Annotated in this window: 9 protein-coding genes; 5 read left to right on the plus strand and 4 right to left on the minus strand. The window is 37.2% G+C overall.

Annotated features, from left to right (window positions below):
- Positions 1 to 55 precede the first annotated feature (55 nt).
- The 5 genes from IKK64_00875 (at position 56) to IKK64_00895 (ending at position 16,743) form a co-directional block, all read left to right on the plus strand.
- Positions 56 to 3,913, plus strand: a complete 3,858-nt coding sequence (locus tag IKK64_00875; protein MBR4118613.1) for a T9SS type A sorting domain-containing protein — start codon at positions 56 to 58, stop codon at positions 3,911 to 3,913.
- Positions 3,914 to 4,131: 218 nt separating this feature from the next.
- Entirely contained in the window at positions 4,132 to 7,965 is a 3,834-nt protein-coding gene (locus IKK64_00880) for a T9SS type A sorting domain-containing protein (GenBank protein MBR4118614.1), read from the plus strand.
- Between the two features lie 243 nt (positions 7,966 to 8,208).
- Positions 8,209 to 12,000 carry a T9SS type A sorting domain-containing protein gene (locus IKK64_00885; protein ID MBR4118615.1) on the plus strand — a complete coding sequence of 1,264 codons (3,792 nt, stop codon included), beginning with the start codon at positions 8,209 to 8,211 and terminating at the stop codon, positions 11,998 to 12,000.
- 142 nt (positions 12,001 to 12,142) lie between these two features.
- Positions 12,143 to 15,988: a T9SS type A sorting domain-containing protein gene (locus tag IKK64_00890; protein MBR4118616.1), complete on the plus strand. Its 3,846-nt coding sequence runs from the start codon at positions 12,143 to 12,145 to the stop codon at positions 15,986 to 15,988.
- A gap of 23 nt (positions 15,989 to 16,011) precedes the next feature.
- A complete protein-coding gene (locus tag IKK64_00895; GenBank protein MBR4118617.1) occupies positions 16,012 to 16,743 on the plus strand; it encodes an SDR family NAD(P)-dependent oxidoreductase in 732 nt (243 codons plus the stop codon).
- Positions 16,744 to 16,895: 152 nt separating this feature from the next.
- Here IKK64_00895 and lgt read toward each other — a convergent pair whose 3' ends face one another.
- From lgt to ruvC, 4 genes are all read right to left on the minus strand, one after another.
- On the minus strand, positions 16,896 to 17,780 hold the full coding sequence (lgt, locus tag IKK64_00900; GenBank protein MBR4118618.1) for a prolipoprotein diacylglyceryl transferase: 885 nt from the start codon (positions 17,778 to 17,780) through the stop codon (positions 16,896 to 16,898).
- Positions 17,781 to 17,797: 17 nt separating this feature from the next.
- A complete protein-coding gene (locus IKK64_00905) occupies positions 17,798 to 18,694 on the minus strand; it encodes a diaminopimelate dehydrogenase (protein ID MBR4118619.1) in 897 nt (298 codons plus the stop codon).
- Positions 18,695 to 18,788: 94 nt separating this feature from the next.
- Positions 18,789 to 22,466, minus strand: a complete 3,678-nt coding sequence (gene metH / locus IKK64_00910) for a methionine synthase (protein MBR4118620.1) — start codon at positions 22,464 to 22,466, stop codon at positions 18,789 to 18,791.
- A gap of 12 nt (positions 22,467 to 22,478) precedes the next feature.
- Positions 22,479 to 23,042: a crossover junction endodeoxyribonuclease RuvC gene (gene ruvC, locus IKK64_00915; protein MBR4118621.1), complete on the minus strand. Its 564-nt coding sequence runs from the start codon at positions 23,040 to 23,042 to the stop codon at positions 22,479 to 22,481.
- Between the last annotated feature and the right edge of the window lie 805 nt (positions 23,043 to 23,847).

Genomic DNA, 23,847 nt, shown 5'->3' on the forward strand with positions numbered 1-23,847 from the left:
TATATTGTTTATTGTGACTATATATTAACTAACTATATTTTTACCCAAAAAAACTATGAAAAAAAGTTTACTTTTAGTAGCATTGGCAATATTCCCAATGTTTGCTTATTCTCAATCAGCTCCTCAGCACGAAAAGTATGTGCAAATAGGCTTAGGAGAAGCAGATCGTGCAAATGCTTATGCAGCATGGACTCCAGGACAACCTTTTTATAAAGGTTACGGAGAAGATATGGAGGATACCGAGAACTTTAATATTTCTCGTATTAAACCTCGTGAACGTTTTATAAATGCGGCAACACAAGTTCGTACCGCACAGGATCCTGACCGCAAACTATTATGGTGGTGTCCAATAGGAGGTGACGGATGGAATGCATTATCATCTTATTTCTTTGGCGGTGAGGTATGGACAATGTGGAGTTATACCGATGTTTGGGGAAACTGGACAGCCCCTCTTTTGAGTATGCCAGCACCTATGCTTGACGTTTGTCACAAAAATGGTGTAAAAATTTCAAGTTTAGCACCTATTGCATGGTCAGCATATATCTCAACATCAGATGTTAGCGGTTACGGATATTTGTTGAAAAAAGTTTTAACAGACACAGGGGGAGCAGATAAATTCTTGAAATTCTTAAAATATTATGGAATTGATGGAATTGGATTTAACTCAGAGTTTTCATGGAATGGAACATTGTCAGGAGGAAATTATTCTGGACAAGCATTCCATACAGGTATGAAAAACTTTTTGGGAGATTGTTATACAAAAGCAGCTGATTATGGTGTGCCATTCCATAATTGTTGGTATTCATTAACAACAAATAGCGGTTCTCTTGGAGGTTCGGCATCATTGGATGGAACAAACAGAGACTGGTTTCACTATAATGGAAAACCAACATCAACAGTATATTTCTGTAACTATGGTTCAAGCCTTTCAACATCACAAAATACAGTAACATTGAATTTCCCAACTCGTTCTTCATATGATGTTTACATGGGAGTTGACTACCAAGCAGGAGGTCCGGTAGGTAACTGGACATCTTTGAATAACTATAAAATCTCAATGGGACTTTGGGGAGCACACAATCGCAACCTAATATATGAGACTCGTGGTGAGAGAGGATCGGATCCTGTACAACAACAAAAAACTTACCAAATGATATTGGAGAATGTCTTTACAGGTTCAACTAAAAACCCAGTTAACCCACCTAATATATCAACAACAACTCGTTTTAATTCAATGTCAACTGACGCTTATGGATGGGCTCAATTCATCACAGCACGCAGTACATTGATGTGTCAAGATGGAGGAGATTTATCAACAGATCCATTTGTAACAAACTTCAACTTAGGTAACGGAAAATTCTTTAATGTAGCAGGAGAGCGTAATGCAGATACTGAATGGTATAATATCGGTATGCAGGATTTTATGCCAACATGGCGTTGGTGGGCAACATCAACTTATATGGGACGTACAGCGGCTGAAGTAAGCGATGATCTACAATATGAGTTCACTTGGGATGATGCATGGTTAGGGGGTTCATGTTTGCAAATATCAGGAGCAACAGATCAAACATATTTGCAACTATTTAAAACAAAATACGAAACAGCAAAAAGCGGAGATTATCTAACAATACGTTATAAAGTTCTTTCAGGAACAGGAACATTAGCATGGGCGTGTTCAAAAGAGGGATCAGAGACAACTGTTGTAGAAAAAACAATAAGCTCTTCAAAAGTTGATGAAAATGGTTGGACAACAGTAAATACATCAATTGGAGGACGTACAGGTATTAAACTTGAAAGTTCTACAATTGCACAATTAGGTTTGAAATTTACAGACACATCAGACGACTTCAAAGTCTTAATTGGACAAATAGCTCTTACGAGAGGAAAACCGGGAACATACCAACAACCTCAAGCTCCAGTAGTAGAGAAAACAAAAATGATGGCTCGTAACTACAAAGGTGTAGATATGATGATTATATTCAATATGGATAATGCTTATACAGGTGCAACTAAAGAAGCATGGGAGCCTGTATATAATGCAGATGTAAATACATCTTACTTCCGTATTTACACACAACAAGAGGGTAAAGAACCCAAAGTTTTCACTGCAACAACATCATGGGCAGCATACGTAGTAGCAGCACCCTATATAACAGAGGATGCAGGTAAAATGCGTATTGGAGTATCAGCAGTAGGTTTAGATTATGAAACAGAGTCTCTTATAGCATGGGGTGATTGGATGGAGCCTATGACAATTAATCCTACAATTGTTGAGGGAACAGAAATAGATAAACCTATTATCAAAGCAGGAGAAGAATTCACATTGAAATATATCGATGTAAACCATGCACCAGCAACATGGGAGGTAATAAATTCTACAACAGGAGAGTCGGTTCAAACATTCCCTAACACAAAATCAATTACAATGTCATTGGCTGAAGAGGGATCGTACGATATTAAGATTACAAACCCAGACGCATCAGTTGCATACACTCGAGGAATTATTCAAGTATCACCAGCGGCAACAGGAGCATTACCAATCATTGCTTCTTTAGATGCAAACAAAACTCAAGCAGAGGTGGATGAGGTAATATCGTTAAATTATACTGTATCACGTTTAGGAGAGGGAACTGTATCTCGTTCGGTTAAAGTTGAAGACCCCAATATGCTACGCTTCCCTGAAGTAGTAGGTTCACGTCCTTATACATATATGATGTGGTTTAAGGTTGATAAATTTACACATGGATCAGAGGGAACAAACCTTATAGATAAGAGAAGTTTCAATGATGTATGGCCACACAATAACTGGGGTGATATTTGGGTAACAATCCGTTCATATCCACAAGATGGAGGTGCATATCCTCGTTATGAAACAAGTTCATCAGGAACAGCACAAGCAGATCCTCATCCAGCAAATGAGATATCATTCAATACATACGGCTGGACAGAGCACGATGCACCTAATGCAAATATGATGTCGAACGATCATAGTGTAAACGAAGGACAATGGACACACGTTGCTGTAACATTCGGAACAGACAATAAACAAAAAATGTACTTTAATGGAAAGAAAGTTGCGGAGACTACAATTCAACATATAAATAGTAATGGAGTTCGTTCTCCGGGATCGCCAGTTTATATTGGAGGAACAAGTGTTTATAAAGGAGGATACAATGGTTGGGTAGATGAATTCCAAGTATGGGATCGTGTATTAAATGAAGATGAGATAAAGACAGCAATGAAAGGATACGCAACAGCACCTGCGGGACTACAAGGATATTGGACATTTGAAGAGATTGTAAAAGATGCTAACGGTAACAATGTATTCCCGAACAAAGGACAAAAAGGTTCAGGATACAATGCTGCAATTATTACAACTGTTGGTCAAAAAGGAGAGAACACTTCAGAAGTTGTACAAACAGTAGTAAATGGATCAAATGATGAATTGGGTAACCCAATGATTGGAGGAAGCTATCAAGTAACAACATCCGCAGAGTGGACAGCTCCGGGAGCCTCACTTAATGTATCTTCAACATCAGCAAATGTTGTATATGATGCAGCAGGTACATATACAGCAGGTCTTACACTTAAAAATATGTGGGGTAGCGACAACAAAACTATTGATTTCGTAGTGGTGTCTAACCTTGACGGAATTGAGGATGCAACAATTGAGGAGATGGGAGTATATCCTAATCCATTTACCGATTTTGTTAACCTATGTTTCTCAAATGAGGGAACATATACGATAGAGATTGTAGCCCTTGATGGTAAATTGATAGAAAGCAAACAAATCAATGTATCAGCAAACGAGGGAGTACGTCTTGATGTCAATGGAGAAAAAGGAATGTACATTATTAAAGTATTGAATGCAAACAAAGCAGCAGTTCGCACATTGAAAGTGGTGAAAAAATAATAATAAATACAATCTACAATAAAATAAGGGAGATGGGTCATCTCCCTTATTTTGTTTTATATCTTAATTTCTTGTGTGGTATATAAAATTCTAATATATTATAAGTTAAAAAAGAGATTATATTGATAAATAATGTTATAATATAAAAAAAACTCCCTATATTTGCACTATTAAAGTAAAATAATATTTAATAAAACATAAAACAAAACTATTTAAAAATGAAAAAGGGATTACTAATTGCAACATTAGGTATGCTATTGCCAATGTTTGCTTATTCGCAATCATGTCCCCAGCATGAACAATATGTAAAAATAGGATCAGAAACAGTAAATTGGGGAGATGCTTATGCGGCTTGGTCTCCAGGTAGAGCATTCTATCAAGGACTTGATACAGAGGCAGAGGAGAATGAAAACTTCACTATTTCTCGTGTAAAACCACGTCAAAGATTTACTAATGCACAAACCCAAGTTCGTCCCGAACAAAACTCAGACCGCAAACTATTGTGGTGGTGTCCCATAGGAGGAGACGGATGGAACGCATTAGCATCATACTATTTTGGCGGAGAACTTTGGACAATGTGGAGTTATACCGATATATATGGAAACTGGACCGCTCCTTTTGTAAGTGTGCCAGCACCGATGCTTGACGTATGCCACAAAAACGGAGTACAAATATCATGTCTTGCGGCAGTACCATGGTCGGCAAATATCTATTGTACAGATGCAAGCGGGCATGGGTATTATTTAAATAAATTAGTATCCGATGCAGGCGGAGCAGATAAATTCCTAAAATATTTGAAATACTATGGAATTGATGGAATAGGATTTAATTCAGAGTTCTCATGGCGAGGAACATTAAGCGGGTCAGGACCATATTCAGGTTACGAGTTTCACACAGCAATGAAAAAATTTTTAGGAGATTGCTATACAGGAGCATCAGAGTACGGTGTGCCATTTCATAACTGTTGGTATTCGTTAACAAACAATTCTGGATTTTGCGGAGGTTCATCAGCATTGAATGAAAACAATAAAGATTGGTTCGATTACGAAGGAAAACCAACATCAACAGCATACTTTACAAACTACTATGCTGCACCATCACATTCACAAACATGTGTCGATAACTATTTCCCAAATCGTTCATCATACGATGTATATATGGGAGTTGACTATCAAGCAGGATACTCATTGCAAAACTGGTTAATACTACCCAATTATAGAATTTCATTAGGATTATGGGGTGCGCACAATCGAAATATGATATATGAGCAACGCGGTGAGAGAGGATCAACACCATTGCAAATGCAACAAACATATATGAAAATAGTGGAGAATGTATTTACAGGATCAAGCAATAACCCTGTAAACCCTCCAGCAATGTCAGAGACAACCAAATTTAATTCAACAGCAGAAGATGCTTGGGGTTGGGCTCAATTAATAACAGCACGCAGTACATTGATGTGTCAAGAAGGAAGAAACCTATCAACCGATCCATTTGTAACAAACTTCAATTTAGGTAACGGATTCTTCTTTAACGTAGAAGGAGAACGTCATGCCAATACCGAATGGTACAACCTTGGAATACAAGACTTTTTGCCAACTTGGCGTTGGTGGTTTACCAAAACATATATGGGAAGAACAGCAGAAGAGGTAAGTGATGACTTAAAAGCAGAGTTTACTTGGGACGATGCATGGTTCGGAGGTTCATGTTTGCAAATATCAGGAGGAACAGATAAAACATATTTGCAACTTTTCAAAACCAAATACGAAGTAAAACAAAACGACTATCTAACAATCCGTTATAAAGTTTTATCCGGAACAGGATCAATGGCATGGGCATGTTCAGAGTGGGATGCCGCATCAATTGAAGTTTCAAAAGATATTAAAACAAATGCCGATCCAGATGAAAACGGATGGATAACAGTTGAGACACCCATTGGTGGACGTTCAGGAATAAAACTTAACGATAAAGTGATAGCACAGATAGGTTTAAAATTCCAAAATACCAGTGATGATTATAAAGTATTAATCGGACAAGTCTCATTAACTCGTGGTAAAGTAGGAAATTCAAATAGACCATTAGCACCAACAGTAGAGAAGAGTCGTATGATGGCTCGTAACTACAAAGGAGTAGATATGAAGATTATCTACAATATGAATGATGCATATTCAGGCGAGGCAAAAAAAGCATGGGAGCCTATATATAATAACGAAGTAGAAACATCGTATTTCCGTATCTACACCCAACAAGAAGGAGAAGAAGCAAAAGTGTTTACAGGAACAACCTCTTGGGCATCATACGTAGTAGCAGCACCTTACGATGCAGTAAAAGGTGGAGGTTTGCGTATTGGAGTAGCGGCAGTAAGTTTAGATTATGAAACAGAGTCAGAAATTGCATGGGGCGAGTGGTTGTATCCAACAACAATTGAACCAACAATTGTTGAGGGAACAGAAATAGACAAACCAATAATCAAAGTAAACGAAGAATTTACATTGAAATATACCGATCCAAACCATGCCGCAGCAACATGGGAGGTAATAAATTCTCTAACAGGAGCATCAATACAAACATTTACAAATACAACATCAATCACAATGTCGTTACCAACAACAGGATCATACGATATTAAGATAACAAACTCAGACGGAACAGTGGCATACACTCGAGGAATTATCCAGGTATCACCCGATGAAACAGGAGCAATACCCGTTATTGGCTCTCTAACAGCAAATAAAACACAAGCCTATAAAGATGATAATATAACACTAACAGCAACAACATCTCGTTTAGGCGAAGGATCAGTATCACGAGCTGTAAAAGTAGAAGATCCAAATATGTTACGTTTCCCCGCAGTAGTACAATCACGTCCATATACCTATATGATGTGGTTCAAAGCAGAAAAACTAACACATAACAATCAAGGAACAAACTTGATAGACAAAAGAGATATTGAAGATATGTGGCCTCATGGAAACTGGGGAGACTTCTGGGTAACAATACGTCCCGAGATGATGGCAAACAGAGAGGTTGGAGGAAGTACATATTCAGACAGAGTACACCCGGCAAATGAAATATCATTCAATACATATGGTTGGACAGAGCATGATGTCCCCAACAGCAATATGATGTCAAACGACCATAGTGTAAAAGAGGGACAGTGGACACACATTGCGGTAACATTTGAAACAGATGGAAAACAAAAAATGTATTTCAATGGTAAGAAAGTTGCCGAAACAACAACAAATAAAATTACAACTAACGGTGTTCGTAAAAGTGAAAGTAATGTATATGTAGGAGGCTCAAATGTTTACAAAGCAGGTTTTAATGGCTGGGTAGATGAATTCCAAGTATGGGATCGAGTATTAACAGATACAGAGATACAAACTGCAATGAAGGGATACACAACCGCACCAAACGGATTACAAGGATATTGGACATTTGAAGAGACAACAGAAGAAGGCGGAAATGTTGTATTCCTAAATAAAGGTAATAAAGGAGCATCATATACAGCAGCATATATAACAATGAAAGATACAGATGCTGGAAAAGTAGAGCAAAATCTTCCATTCTCTCCCAATGAGTTAGGAAATCCAATGATTACAGGAGCTGTAAAGGTAACAACCGAGCAAGAGTGGAATTTACCAAGTGCAACAGTTGTAGGTCAAACAGATACTAAATCAATAATCTCATACAATGCAACAGGAACATACACCGCTGGATTAACCCTTAAAAATATGTGGGGAAGTGATACAGAGGTTGTAGATATAGTAGTAGTTCCATGGCCTGATGGAGTAGAGGAGTCAGTAATAGAGGAGATGGGAGTATATCCTAATCCATTTACCGATTTTGTTAACCTTTCATTTGCAAAAGAGGGAACATATACAATTGAGATTATAGCCCTTGATGGTAAATTGATAGAGAGTAAACAAGTAAGTGCCACAGCAAATGAGTATGTTCGCGTTGATATTAATGGAGAAAAAGGAATGTATATCATTAAAATCAAGAACACAAGCGGAACAGCAGTTCGTACTTTGAAGTTAATCAAGAAGTAGAATAAACTTAAATAATAATCAATAAAAGGGTTACACGTTAAAAGTGTAGCCCTTTTTATTATTTAAACTAAAATTAAATAAATTATAACATAAACAATTTGTAAAAACAAATAAAAATAAATAATTTTGTAATTGGAGTATAGCGTACTAAGAATAGTATGGTCTTTTTCAATTATTCCAAAGTGCATATACTTAAAAAATAGGAGTTTGATCATAAATACATTCTTTAAATAAAATTTATAAATGAAAAAATTACTATTGATGACTTTGGTCATTGCAATGTACGCAGGAAGCGTATTTGCACAAACAGTACCATCTCACGACAAGTATGTTAAGATGGGAAGTTCTATTAGTTGGTATCAAGCATACCAAAATTGGGAGCCGGGAGTCCCATTGTATAATGGCGATTCAGAAGCAGCTGCAAACGAGCAATTCTTTATTTCTCGTGTAAAACCTCGTAAACGTTTTACATTTACTGCAACACAAGTAAAAGAGAGTCTTGATCCAGAACGTAAAGTTTTATGGTGGTGTCCAATAAACGAATCATCGTGGAATGCACTTCCATCATACTTCTTCAATGGAGAGGCATACTCAATGTGGAGTTATACCGATACATACGGAAACTGGACAGCACCATTAATCCAAGTACCAGCAGCCTTCCTTGATGTATGTCATAAAAATGGAGTACGTTCAGGATGTGTAGCATCAGTACCATTTGGAGCAGGTCCATCACCAAATGATGGAGGTCACGGATCAAACATCAATGCCCTTGTAAATGGTGGATATGAGAAATTGCTTAAATACCTTCGTTACTATGGTGTAGATGGAATAGGATTTAACTCAGAGTTCTCATGGAGCCTTTTGAATCCAACAGGTTTCAAAAATATGATGGGAGATTGTTATGCAAATGCTGAGGCTTACGGAGTGCCATTTAACAATGCATGGTATTCATTTACTTCAAATGGAGGAAGTTACGGAGATTATAGTGTACTTAATAGTGGATGTGTAGAGTGGTTCCACTATAATGGGAAAAAAGTATCAGATGCATACTTCTTGAACTATAACTGGTATTCATCTCAATTATCTACATCACAAACAACAGCCGAAGGAAAAGGTCGCTCAGGATATGATGTATATGGAGGAATGGACTTTCAAGGTCGTTCATCAGCATCATGGGTGGCACTACAAGATTACAAAGTATCATTTGGTATTTGGGGAGCCCACAACACTAATATGATTTTTATTAATCAAGGAGAAAATGGATCAACTCCTGTTCAAAAACAACTAACTTACCAAAAAATTAGTGAGAACGTATTTACAGGAGCATCATATAACCCGGTAAACACACCTCCAGTAACAAATCTATTATGTCATACTTCAAAATCAACAACGTTCCACGGATTTTCAAGTTTCATTACAGCTCGTAGTACCTTAACACCTCAAGATGGAGGAAGTTTGGCAACAGACCCATTTGTTACATATTTCAATATGGGTAACGGACAATTCTGGAAAGAGAATGGCGAAATTGCATATAATGGAGTATGGTATAATCTAGGAATGCAAGACTATTTGCCCACATGGCGTTGGTGGTGGACTAGTACCTTTATGGGTAAAGATGCAACAGAGGCAACAACCGATATGGAGGCAGTATTTAATTGGAATGACTCATGGTATGGCGGAACATCTTTAGAAATTAACGGAGAAACAGACCAAGCATATTTGCAACTCTTCAAAACAAAATACCCAACAAATACAACAGGAGATTATTTAACAATTCGTTATAAAGTGCTTTCAGGAACAGGAAAAATCTCTTGGGCATGTTCAAAAGAGTCTGCACCTAAAACTGAGGTGTCAGCGTCTATCGCAAATATCACATCAAGCACAGAAATAGGAAAATGGGTTGAAAAACAAATTCAGATAACCAGCGGACGTAATGGTATAAAATTACAAAACGATGTTATATGTCTATTAGGATTAAAATTTGAGGATACATCATCTGATTTCAAAGTGCTTATTGGTGAGATAGCATTAACAAGAGGAAAACCCGGAGTTATAGCAGCACCTTCAGCACCAAAAATTTTATCATCAAAGGTTCTTTCATATAACTATAAAGGAGCTGACGTAAAAGTTGTATTTGATATGACAAGCAATGATACAAAAGCAGCTGGACGTCAAGCCTACCAAACTATCTATAATAGTGATGTAAACACTTGGTTCTACAAAATATATGTACGTCAAGCAGGAGGAGAGCCAAAACTTTGTACCTCAACAACATCATGGGCATCATATGTTGTAGCAGCCCCATACGATGCAGAGTTAGGAGGTAAAATACAAGTAGGAGTAAGTGCAGTAAGTTTAGATGGACGAAAAGAATCTACAATTGCGTGGGGACAAGAGATGTCATTGCCAGCACCAGTAATTATAGAAGGAACAGAGGTTGACAAACCAGTAATCAAACCAAACGAAGAGTTCTCGGTTAAATTTGTTGATCCCAACCATCAAAAAGCAACTTGGACTATAATAAGCTCAGCAACAGGAGAGACAGTTAAAACCGTTAATAATGCATCAGGAGTAACAACATCCCTTCCAGAAGTAGGAATGTATGACGTTAAGATTACATCAGGATCAAATGAGTCATACACTCGTGGATTAATTCAAATATCTCCAGAGAGTACAGGAACAATACCTTTAATTGAATCTCTGACAGCAGATAAAACATCTGCAAATACAAATGAAAAAATCAATTTGTCATACATAGCAGAACGATTAGGCGAAGGTAAAGTATCGCGTAGTGTTAAAGTAGATGATCCATATATGTTGCGATTCCCTTCATTGAAAGGAACAGCACCATATACCTATATGATGTGGTTTAAAACAGAGTCTATATCTCACGACACACAAGGAACTAACCTTATAAGCAAAACAACATTTACAGATGTATGGCCACATGAGAACTGGGGAGACTTCTGGGTACAAATAAGACCTAAAGTTACAGCTCATTCTGTTTCATATACAGCTGCAAACGAGCATGCTGAAAATGAGATATCGTTTAATGTATATGGATGGGATGCTCACGATGTACCACGTGATGGTATGATGTCAACAGGATATAGCGTAAACCTTGACCAATGGACACACATTGCAATAACATTAGATACAGATGGAAGCGAAAAAATGTATTTCAATGGACGTCTTGTTGCATCATCAAAAGACTACGAAGTTGAGAATAACGGACAAAGAATGAATGGAGATGTATATATTGGAGGAGCAGGAACATATAAAGCAGGATTTACAGGTTGGATTGATGATTTCCAAGTATGGGATCGAGTATTAACAGATTCTGAGGTTAAGACAGCAATGAAAGGATATGCAACAGGAGCAACAATTCCAAGCGGATTATTAGGATACTGGGACTTTGAAACACTCGAAAGTGATGGAGAATCATTTGCTAACCGTGGAACCGCAGGTGCTACCAAGTATGCTCAATATGTAGAGAAGATAACAGGAAACGGACCAGCATATTGCGAGACAAGAGCCGTAAATAACGAACAGTTGGGTATGCCAATTCTTCATGGAACATTAGAGGTTAAAACATCTGCAAAATGGGATGTCGCACCCGGAACATTAACAGATAAAGGAGGAACACTTGCAGCAGGAACCGTTAATGTATCATATTCAGCAGAGGGACAATATACTCCAAAACTAACTCTTGAGAATATGTGGGGTAGTGATAGCAAGACAATAGATTTCATAACCGTAACTACCGGTTCAGGATTAGAGGATGCCGTAGTTGAGGAGATGGGCGTATATCCTAACCCATTCACCGATTTTGTAAATATTATGTTTACACAAGAGGGTGTGTACACCGCTCAAATAGTTGCACTTGACGGACGCTTAATAGAGTCAAAAGCATTGTCAGTTGCAGCAAATGAGGGAGTAAGAGTAGATATTAACGGAGAAAGTGGAGCATACATCTTACGTATTCTAAATGAAAACGGAGTAGCAGTTCGTACAATGAAGATTATCAAAAAATAATCATACTTGTTAAACAACATAGTCAAAGAAGGAATCTCTTGTTAGAGGTTCCTTCTTTTTATATATTTCCTTAATAATGGTATAATTATCTAAAAAATATTATCTTTGCAATAGATACCATAAAAACAAAAAACAGAGATATATGAAAAAGGTCTTATCTATTGTAGTCGCACTATTATTACCAATATGTGTATACTCACAATCATCACCTCAGCATGAAATGTATGTGAAAATAGGTTCAGAGAGTGCAACATGGACCGATGCCTACACAAATTGGACTCCAGGAAATACATCATTATATCAAAATCTTGATGATGAAGCTGCCGAGAATGAACAATTTTTTATATCTCGCGTAAAACCGCGTACACGATTTACAAACTCTTTTACACAAGTAAGAATATCTCAAATACCAGATCGAAAATTCTTATGGTGGTGTCCAATTGGTGGAGATGGATGGAATGCACTACCATCATACTTCTTTGGTGGTGAAGTATGGACAATGTGGAGTTACACCGATATATGGGGAAACTGGACAGCGCCCTTTATGAGTATGCCAGCAGCAATGCTTGACGTATGTCACAAAAATGGAGTAAAAATATCGTGTGTAGCCCCTATTACTTGGGCGTCCTATTTATCTCCAACATCAGAAGGATATGGCGAGATGCTTGCCCGAATGTTGATTGATGGTCCGGATAAGTTTCTTAAGTACCTTAAATATTATGGAATTGATGGAATAGGATGGAACTCAGAGTTTGATTTTAGTCGAACAAAACTAATGTCAGGTCCATATATAGGAAAAGAATTTCATACAGCAACAAAACTATTTTTTGGAGACCTCTATGAAAAAGCCGAAACATACGGAGTACCTTTCCATAATTGTTGGTATTCGATGATACATAATTTAGGAACAATGCCATCACCCTCACCACTCTCAGAAACAAACAAAGATTGGTTTCATTACAATGGTAGGCCTACATCAACGGTGTATTTTACGAACTATGGAGCAGATCTATCAGTATCTCAAGAGACGCATGCTGCTAACTTTCCAGAACGTTCACTATTCGATGTATTTATGGGAGTGGATTATCAGGCAGGAACAGCACTAAAAGAGTGGAAACAATTAAACAATTATAACATATCTTTAGGAATATGGGGAGCCCATAATCGCAATATGATATATGAGCAACGCGGAGAACGAGGGTCAACACCACTTCAAATGCAAAAGACATATCAAGAATTGCTTGAGACCGTATTTACAGGTTCATCAGGTAATCCTGTAAATCCTCCGGCAATAAACAGTTATACAAAATTCAGCACTACCTCAACCGATGCCTACGGATGGGCACAATATATAGTAGCAAAAAGTGTACTAACCTGTGATGATTTAGCAGCCGATCCCTTTGTAACAAACTTCAATTTAGGAAACGGAACCTTCTTTAATATAGCAGGAGAACGTCATGCAGATACAGAGTGGTATAATATAGGAATACAAGACTATATGCCCTCATGGCGTTGGTGGGCAACCAGTACCTATATGGGAAGAACCGCTGAAGAGGTTAGCAATGATTTAACCGCTGAATTTACATGGGATGATGCTTGGTTTGGAGGTTCATGTTTACAAATATCAGGAGCAACAGAGCAAACCTATTTGCAACTCTTTAAAACAAAATACCCAACAGCAAAATCTGGCGATTATTTAACAATACGCTATAAAGTCTTGTCAGGAACAGGAACAATGGCATGGGCATGTTCAAAAGAGGGAGATGAGGCAACAGCCGTAGAGAGAGTGATAAAAACAAATGCAACAGTTGAGAGTGGCGATGAAGATGCGAATGGCTGGGTAACCCTAAGCACACAACTCAGTGGACGACAATTCAAACTAAATAGTTCTACCATAGCACAAATAGGTTTGAAATTTACCAATACAACCGAAGACTTTAAAATTTTAATAGGACAAATAGCACTCACACGAGGCGAATTAGGAAGTTCGCTAATTCCTGCCACTCCAGTTGTTGATAAAGTAAAACTGATGGCTCGTAACTATAAGGGAGTAGATATGAAGATAATCTTCAATATGGCAGATGCTTATACAGGAGAACCCAAAGAGGCATACGAGCCAATATACAATTCCGATGTAAATACCTCCCACTATCGTATCTATACCCAGCAAGAGGGTAAAGAAGAAAAAGTCTTTACAGCAACAACCTCATGGGCATCGTACGTTGTTGCAGCACCTTACGACACCAAATTGGGCGGAGGTTTGCGTATAGGAGTATCAGCAGTAAGTCTTGACGGAGAGCAAGAGAGTGATATAGCGTGGGGAGAATGGCTATATCCAATGAATATCCAAGCAACAATAGTAGAGGGAACAATAATAGACAAACCAATAATAAAAGTAAACGAAGAGTTTACAATTAAATATATTGATATAAATCACCCAGCTGCAACATGGGAGATAATAAACTCGGCAACAGGAGCATCTATAAAAACATTTGCAAACACAACATCAATAACCCTATCATTGCCAACCGAGGGCTCATACGATGTTAAAATTACAAATGCTGATGGTACAGTAGCCTACACACGAGGTATAATACAAGTATCGCCAATAAACACAGGAGCAATACCGGTTTTAACATCACTGACAGCAAATAAATCAGAAGCTTATAAAGAAGATGATATAACACTTTCATATACAGCATCGCGAGTAGGAGAGGGAACAGTATCACGCTCGGTAAAGGTTGAAGATCCAAATATGCTACGCTTCCCTGAAGTTGTAGGTTCAAGACCATACACATATATGATGTGGTTTAAAGCCGACAACTTAACGCACAATAGTCAAGGAACAAACCTGATAGACAAACGCAGTTTTACGGAGTCATGGCCACACAATAACTGGGGTGATTTTTGGGTGACAATCCGTCCCGAGCAGATGGCACTAAAAGAGACAAGTGCAACATCAACAACCAATGATAAAAAACATTCAGCCAATGAAATATCGTTTAATACATACGGATGGACAGAACACGATCTACCCAATTCTCAAATGATGTCAACAGACCACAGTGTAAACGAAGGTCAATGGATACACATAGCAGTAACATTTGGCGTGGATAATAAGCAAAAAATGTATTTCAACGGAAAGAAAGTAGCTGAAACAACAATCCAGCATATAACCAACAATGCAGTGAGGGTTGCAGGAAGTAGCGTATATGTTGGAGGAACAAGTGTATATAAGAGTGGATTTAATGGCTGGGTAGATGAATTCCAAGTATGGGATAGAGTTTTGACTGATGTTGAGATACAGACAGCTATGAAAGGATATAACATCGTCCCGAGTGGATTACAAGGATATTGGAATTTTGAAACAACTCAAGAGAATAGCGAAGGTAAAAAAGTGTTCCCAAATTTAGGACAAAAAGGCTCATCTTATGTAGCAGAGTTGGTATCTACAATAGGAGAAGAGAATGGCGATTCAGGAATAGTAGAAACCGTAATCAATGCTTCAAACGATGAGTTAGGTAACCCAATGATTTCAGGAAGTTATCAAGTAACAACAACACCAGAGTGGAATACACCAGAGGCAAAGTTAATAACCACAACAAATGGAGCAAAAATCTCATACAATGCAACAGGAACATATACAGCAGGGTTAACCCTAAAAAATATGTGGGGAAGCAGTGAAACCAAATCAGTTGATATAATAATAGTACCATATCCCGATGGAGTAGAGGAGTCGGTTGTTGAACAAATGAGCGTATATCCAAACCCCTTTACCGATTATGTAAACCTATCATTTGCAAAAGAGGGAGCATATACAATAGAGATACACTCCATTGACGGAAAATTGATAGAGAGCAAAACTCTATCAGTTGATACAAATGAGATTGTAAGAGTGGATATAGATGGCGATAAAGGAATATATATTCTCAAAGTAGTAGCCGAAAATCAATCAGTAGTACGCACAATAAAAGTAGTTAAGAGATAAGAATATATTCATACCAACGGAATATGAAAAAAATAGTAATAGTAGGAGCAACATCAGGAATAGGAATGGAGAGTGCAAAACTATTCCTGCAAAACGGATATATAGTTGGATTAGCAGGGCGAAGAGAAGAAAATTTGCTCTCTCTACAAAAAGAGTATCCTAAAACTTCTTTTATTAAAAAGATAGATGTAATAGCACCAGAGGCACCACAAATGCTCTCTGAGTTGATAGACGATATGGGAGGAATGGATATATACCTCCATGTCTCAGGTATAGGTTTTCAAAATAAAGAATTGGAGCCACAAATAGAGATAGATACTGTAAAGACAAACTGTTTGGGAATGACACAAATGGTAGTAAAAGCATACGACTACTTCTCAAAAAACGGAGGAGGTCAAATAGCCGTTGTCTCATCAATAGCAGGAACCAAAGGTTTAGGAGTCGCACCATCATACTCAGCCACAAAACGATTTAACAATATCTATCTTCAATGCTTGGCACAACTATCAAGAATGAGAGGAGATAAAATATCATTTACCGATATACGTCCAGGATTTGTTGAAACAGCCCTGTTGCGCAATGCCAACTACCCAATGAAGATGCAAGCCCCTTATGCAGCAAAAAAACTGTATAAGGCGGTAGTAAACAAAAAGAGAGTGGCAATAATAGATTGGAAATACTCCATATTAGTAGCCTTTTGGCAATTAATCCCAAACTTTATATGGGAACGCCTCAAAATAGTAAAAACAAAGTAGTTAAATGTAAATTTATCTTGCGTGAACCTAAATAACCTATTATAGATTTAAACAGTATAGCAAGGAGAGGAGGTTTGTCTGAACAAACCTCCTCTCTCTTTTATAATAAGCAATGTTAAGACATTGCTCTATCAAAACATATAAGAATGAATCTATTTCTTATAGTGTCTATGAATATGCGAATGTCTGTGGGATATTTTACCGCTCTTTTTAGTTGCTTTTAATCCTCTTATAGTAAAATATATACCTATGATTATAAATGGAATACTCAATATTTGTCCCATATTCATACCAACTCTCTCCATCAACTCAATCTCAAACATCTCTTGAGGAAGTTTCAAGAATTCAATTGCAAATCTAGAACCAAATACCCATAAGAAGAAGACTCCAAATAATAAACCTCTTTTATCCCCAGCGTCTTTCTTCCAATACATAAACATTAGAGTAACAAAGAGAGTAAAGTATGATAAAGCCTCATATATTTGAGTAGGATGCGATGTTGGAGAATATTGAGGTGAAGCGCCATTTTGCCACTCCGAGATATTAGTAATAAAATTAAAACCCCAAGGCATTGTGGTTTGAGTACCATAAATCTCGTGATTCATTAAATTACCAAATCGTATCATTGCTCCAACCAAAGCAATAGGTATAACTAAACGGTCAAACACCCAAAGAGCATTTCTGTGTGTAACTTTTTTAGCATATATAAGAACTGCAATAATAATTGCTATTGTACCGCCATGACTTGCCAATCCACCTTCCCATATCTTAAATATCTCAATAGGGTTGCTGGTGTAATAGTCCCAATCATAAAAAAAGCAGTGGCCTAATCTTGCACCAATAATAGTAGCAACTATAACATATACAAAAAGTTTATCGCACCAATCATCGGGAGCTTTATCGTTTTTAAATATTTTAGCCTCAATATAATAACCAACCAAAAAACCTATGGCAAATAGTAAACCATACCATCTTATCTCAAGAGGTCCTAAAGAAAATATGGCAGGATCAGCATTCCAAACTACAGAACTAAGCATATTAATACTCTATAAAATTAAACCAAATGTGAAATCCACTCTTCTCTATCTCCTGGCAATAAATCTATAACAGGCACTTCGGGCATTGTATAGCAACCGGGTTGTTGACGGAATGTTGCACGAGCAGCATTAACCAACATTTGAGCAGTAAGAGCAGGGTTGTTAATCTTCATATTAAACTCAAAAAGTTGATTTTGTGTTTTGCCCGATACTCCCTTGCGACACATCATAACGCCATGCCCCATATCCAAAAGGTTGTCAACACACTCAACCTGCATAACATGAGTCTCATCATTAACAAAGTATGCATCAGCCTTAATCGCTTTAGCAACCTCTTCAAACTTATACCCGTCTTCAACTTCAATATATACCATTCTCCTGTGAATACCAGTTCCAACAGGAATTGTCATAGAGAGAGCAGCCTTAACACCCTCTATTGCTTTAACAGCAACAGTGTGTCCCATACTCATACCGGGTCCAAAGTTGGTATAAGTAATACCTTTAGGTGCGGCAGCCTCCATTAGAGTACGAACAACAGAGTCGCTACCCGGGTCCCAACCGGCCGATATTATAGCCACAGCTCCACTCTCTTTTGCAATCTTATCAAGGTTTGCCCTTAATGCAGTAATACCCGAGTGAATATCAAAACTATCGGCAGTATTAATACCCATTGCCAATATCTCTTTTGCATACTCCTCAACTTTACGGGTAGGAGTGGCAAGAATAGCAACATCAACATTTTCAAGATCCTTAATATTGCTAACCACTTTATATTTTTTTATCTCTTCAGGAATATCATTGACATTACGTCTAACAATTCCCGCAACCTCCATATCGCACGAAGCCTCAATGGCATCGATGGTAAATTTTCCAATATTGCCATATCCAACAACGGCAACTCTCATCTTTTTCATATCTATAAATAAATTTTTGACACACAAAAATAATATATTGTTGCTAAAAATAATCGAAATTAAATATTTTTAAATAAACTATAAATATAATTATCTATACCGCAATCCATTTCTTCGCATCATCTAAAGCAATACCTCTCTTTTTGCAATACTCTTCTCGTTGATTATCATCAATAGTTAAGGTAAAATATCTTGCATTAGGGTTAGCAATCATAAAACCACATACTGAGGCATTTGGGTACATGGCTCCGTTCTCGGTAACTTCAATACCCAACTTGTCAAAATCAACAAGATTTTTCATCTCAAACATAAGTGATTGGTCGGGTAGGGAAGGGTAGCCTATTGCCGGTCTAATACCAATACAATTACCTTTAATAATATTTGCAACATTTTTCTCTTCTGTTACGTAGCCCCACAAATCAGTTCTTACAAGGTAGTGGGTATATGCAGTAGCTGCTTCTGCTAAACGGTCAGCAACAGATTGCAAAAGTACCGATTTATAATCCTCTCCGCTGCTTTTCAAATGCTCTATATATGATTGAATATCTCTACCAACAGTAACAGCAAAAGTTGCAATATAGTCCTCTAAGCCACTCTTCTTAGGTAGAATAAAATCAGAAAGAGCAAGATAGCCATCCTCGTTATTTTCCCTCTTCTTCTGTTGGCGTAGGGTTGGAATTATAACATCATTATCACTTTTAATAATAATGTTATTATCTTTTGAGCTCGCATTGTAGAATGATACAGATGCTTTAATCTTTGGATTAAGTTTATCGCAAATCTCCTTTATAATCCTTAAACAATCTTTATGTAGTTGCATAGCCTCTGAAGCCTCTTTTCTTTCCTCTTCAGCAAAAGATGTAAGCCACGATGCTTTGCAGTGGTCACATCCATTAAGATATGCAATAGAAGCAAACTTGCCACTCAATTTCCAAACATTAAAAAGTTGTCCCCAATTAATATAATCAACAAGTTCGCTAATTTCAAAAGATAAATCTATCTCTTTGTTCAGTACCTTAGGGGTAGTAGGAGTATAACCATTGCAACAACTCATATCTCTTAACCCTTCGGCAACAACCATAGGAACAGTCTCGTCACATTTAGTACACTCTCTCAAAAGATGTTGTCGCTCTTTAATCTCTTTAATATAACTCTCTCTAACCTTCTCATTAGTCAGTTTGGCTGCAATAATTGGGTCTTGCGAGGCATCCTTAACATACACTACCGCACCACTATAAAGAGGTGCAATTTTAACAGCAGTATGCAACTCCGAGGTTGTTGCACCACCAATTAACAAAGGAATATCCAACCCTCGTTTTTCAAGTTCACGAGCAATACTGCACATCTCGTTGAGCGATGGAGTAATAAGTCCGCTAACGCCTATAATATCAGCACCAACTTCAACCGCTTTATCAATAATAGTTTCGGCTGCAACCATAACACCAAGGTCAATAACCTCATAATTGTTGCACCCTAAAACAACCGAAACAATATTCTTTCCAATATCGTGAACATCGCCCTTAACTGTAGCCAAAACAATTTTACCGGCACTCTTTTGTGAAGAACTATTTTCGTTCTTAATATAAGGTTGAAGAATCTCAACGGCACACTTCATAGTTCTGGCACTCTTAACTACTTGAGGTAAAAACATCTTACCTTCACCAAACAGAGAGCCAACCCTATTCATTCCATCCATAAGAGGACCTTCAATAATAGCAACTGCCGAGCCATATTGTGTTAAAGCCTCATTAATATCACTCTCCAAGTTGTCGCTATTCCCTTTAACAAGAGCATTGCTTAACCTCTCTGCAATGGTAAAATTTTCTTCTGGTATTATCTGTGTCGCATTACTTTCCACCTTAACCTCTTTAACACTCTCAGCAATCTCAATCAAACACTCTGTTGCATCATCCTTTCGGTTAAGAATAACATCCTCAACAGCCTCTAAAATCTTCTCGGGAATATCATTATAGTTTACGTTCGTTGTAGGGTTAAGAATTGCCATATCCATACCTGCATTAATAGCATGGTATAAGAATACAGAGTGCATAACCTCTCTGATGTAGTTATTTCCTCTGAACGAGAACGAAAGGTTACTTACACCTCCGCTAACCTTTGCGTGAGGAAGGTTTGTCTTTATCCAACGAGTAGCCTCAATAAAGTCTTTAGCGTAATTTTTATGTTCATCAATACCTGTTGCAACAGCCAAAATATTGGGGTCAAAAATAATATCTTCAGCCTTAAAGTTGCACTCAGTTGTCAATATATCGTACGCTCTTTTACAAACAACAATTTTTCGGTTAAAAGTGTCAGCTTGTCCCTCTTCGTCAAAAGCCATAACCACAACCGCAGCCCCCATATCTCTAATGCGTTTAGCCCTCTCTTTGAATATCTCTTCACCCTCTTTAAGACTTATAGAGTTTACAATAGCTTTACCCTGTACATTTTTCAATCCTGCCTCAATAACTTCCCAATCCGAAGAGTCAATCATAAAAGGAACTCTGCAAATTTCAGGCTCTGCGGCAAGAAGTCTGAGAAAGGTAATCACCTCCTCTTTAGCATTTAACATGCCATCATCCATATTGATGTCAATAATTTGAGCACCATCGTTAACCTGTTTAAGAGCAATTGATAGAGCCTCGCTGTAACTCTTCTCATTAATCAACCTCAAAAACTTTCTTGAACCAGCAACATTACATCTCTCGCCAACATTAACAAAGTTATTCTCCTTGCATACAGTCAAAGGCTCAAGTCCGGCCAAAACAAGTTTACACTCCTTCTCGGGGAGAGTGTGAGGCTTACCATTTTTAGCAATTTCAGCAATAAGTTTAATATGCTCAGGAGTAGTTCCACAACAACCACCAATAATATTTACAAGTTGCTCCTCAATATATGGCTTAATATCATTTGCCATTAATAGGGGAGTTTGGTCATACTCTCCAAATCTGTTAGGTAAACCAGCATTAGGATGAACCGATATCGCAAAAGGAGCAATCTCCGATAATCTGCGTAAAAAAGGTAAAATATCCTTAGCTCCAAAAGAACAGTTAATTCCAACTGTTGTAATAGGAGCATGAGATATTGACGCAACAAAAGCTTCAAGTGTCTGCCCGGAGAGAGTACGACCTGTGTTGTCGGCAATAGTAACCGATATCATCAATGGAAGTTCAATACCTTTCTTCTTAAACAGATACTCCACAGCATCAATCGCACACTTTAAGTTAAGAGTGTCAAAGACAGTCTCTAAAAGAATAATATCAACACCCTCATCAATAAGCACCTCAATCTGCTCGCAATATGCATTATAGAGTTCATCGTATGTAATTGCTCTTGCGGCAGGGTTATTAACATAGGGGGAGATAGAACAACTCTTATTGGTAGGTCCAACACTACCTGCAACAAAGCGAGGTTTATCGGTAGTAGAGAACTCTTTTACGGCCTCTTTAGCAACTCTTACAGCACATCTGTTAATTTCCTTTACATAACTTTCTAAACCATAATCACTCATCGAAACCGATGTAGCATTAAAACTATTAGTCTCAATAATATCAGCACCAGCCTCAAGGTACGCTTTATGAATATTCTTGATTATGTTAGGTTGGGTGAGAACTAAAATATCGTTATTTCCTTTTAATTCATTTTGATAATCCTTAAATAAATCCCCTCTAAAATCATTCTCGCTCAAATTTAACTTCTGAATTTCAGTACCCATAGCACCATCCAGAATAAGAATACGACTATTTAGAAGTTCTCTCAGGTTGTATATTGACATAAAAATAAAATACTATTTAATAATTTTATTGGGGTTTTTAGAAATAAACTCTTTCCAACTCTTGCATCCCTTTCCTGTAATTGGCGATTTCATTTGATAAAAGTGGCATAATGCAGCCGCAACAGCATCCGTAGCGTCAAGTTGGGGAGCCATCTTCTCATCGGGTATATGTAAAATACGTTTAAGCATATCAGCCACTTGCTCTTTTGAAGCAGCACCATTGCCGGTAACAGCCATTTTAATTTTAAGGGGAGCATACTCTGTAATAGGTAATTCGTGATGAATAGCGGCAGCCATAGCAACACCTTGAGCTCTACCAAGTTTTAGCATCGATTGCACATTCTTTCCAAAAAAAGGAGCCTCAATAGCCAACTCTTTAGGAGAGTATTGAGTAATTAAACTTGAAACACGTTCATATATTCTGTTGAGTCTAACATAATGACTCTCAAACTTATTAAGTTTAAGAGTGCCCATCACCACTAACGATGGTTCTTTACCATTACACTCTATAATACCATAGCCCATAACGTTAGTACCGGGGTCAATGCCTAATATTTTAATATTTGTATCTGCCATTCTTTACTATTAAAGTACAAATATACGATTAAGCGAGCGAAATAATATCAAGTTTACTTGAATATTTCACAGCGAGTGGAAGTATATTGGAGGTTTACCTCAAATATAGAATAAAAAAGCGAGCGAAATAATATCAAGTTTACTTGAATATTTCACAGCGAGCGAAAGTATATTGGAGGTTTACCTCAAATATAGAATAAAAAAGCGAGCGAAATAATATCAAGTTTACTTGAATATTTCACAGCGAGTGGAAGTATATTGGAGGTTTCCCTCAAATATACAATAAATAAACGAGCGAGAAATAAGAAGTTAACTTCAATATTTTTACGCCGAGAGCGAATGATTTTTGACTATATCATAAATAAAACAAAGAAAAATCAAACAAAATGTGAAATTCTATATCTAAAATAGTGCTAATACAAAAAAATATATATAATATTGTATCTGTAACCAAAAAGAGGGAATATATAGAAGTTTAACCGATAATACAGATTTATATCGTTATCGTTTTGTTAATTATATTTAGAGATAATCTTTTATTTTTTTTGATAAATATTATACTCTAAAGCAACCTATCCCTTAATATTTTGAAATAACAAAGTACTGAGTCCATTAATTGTGCTCAATTAATGGATTTTGTAATGTTTTTTCATGATTTTGATGTGGTGTGTCCGTGAGGTTGCACCACATTTTTTATGAGAAAGTTATGGAGTTATTGAATATATATTGTAGGGAAGTGTAATGCTATTTATAATTTTATCTGAAACATAAAAAAGTTCCAAAATCTTTCGACTTTGGAACTTAA

The organism is Bacteroidales bacterium, assembly GCA_017521245.1.
GTDB lineage: Bacteria > Bacteroidota > Bacteroidia > Bacteroidales > G3-4614 > Caccoplasma_A.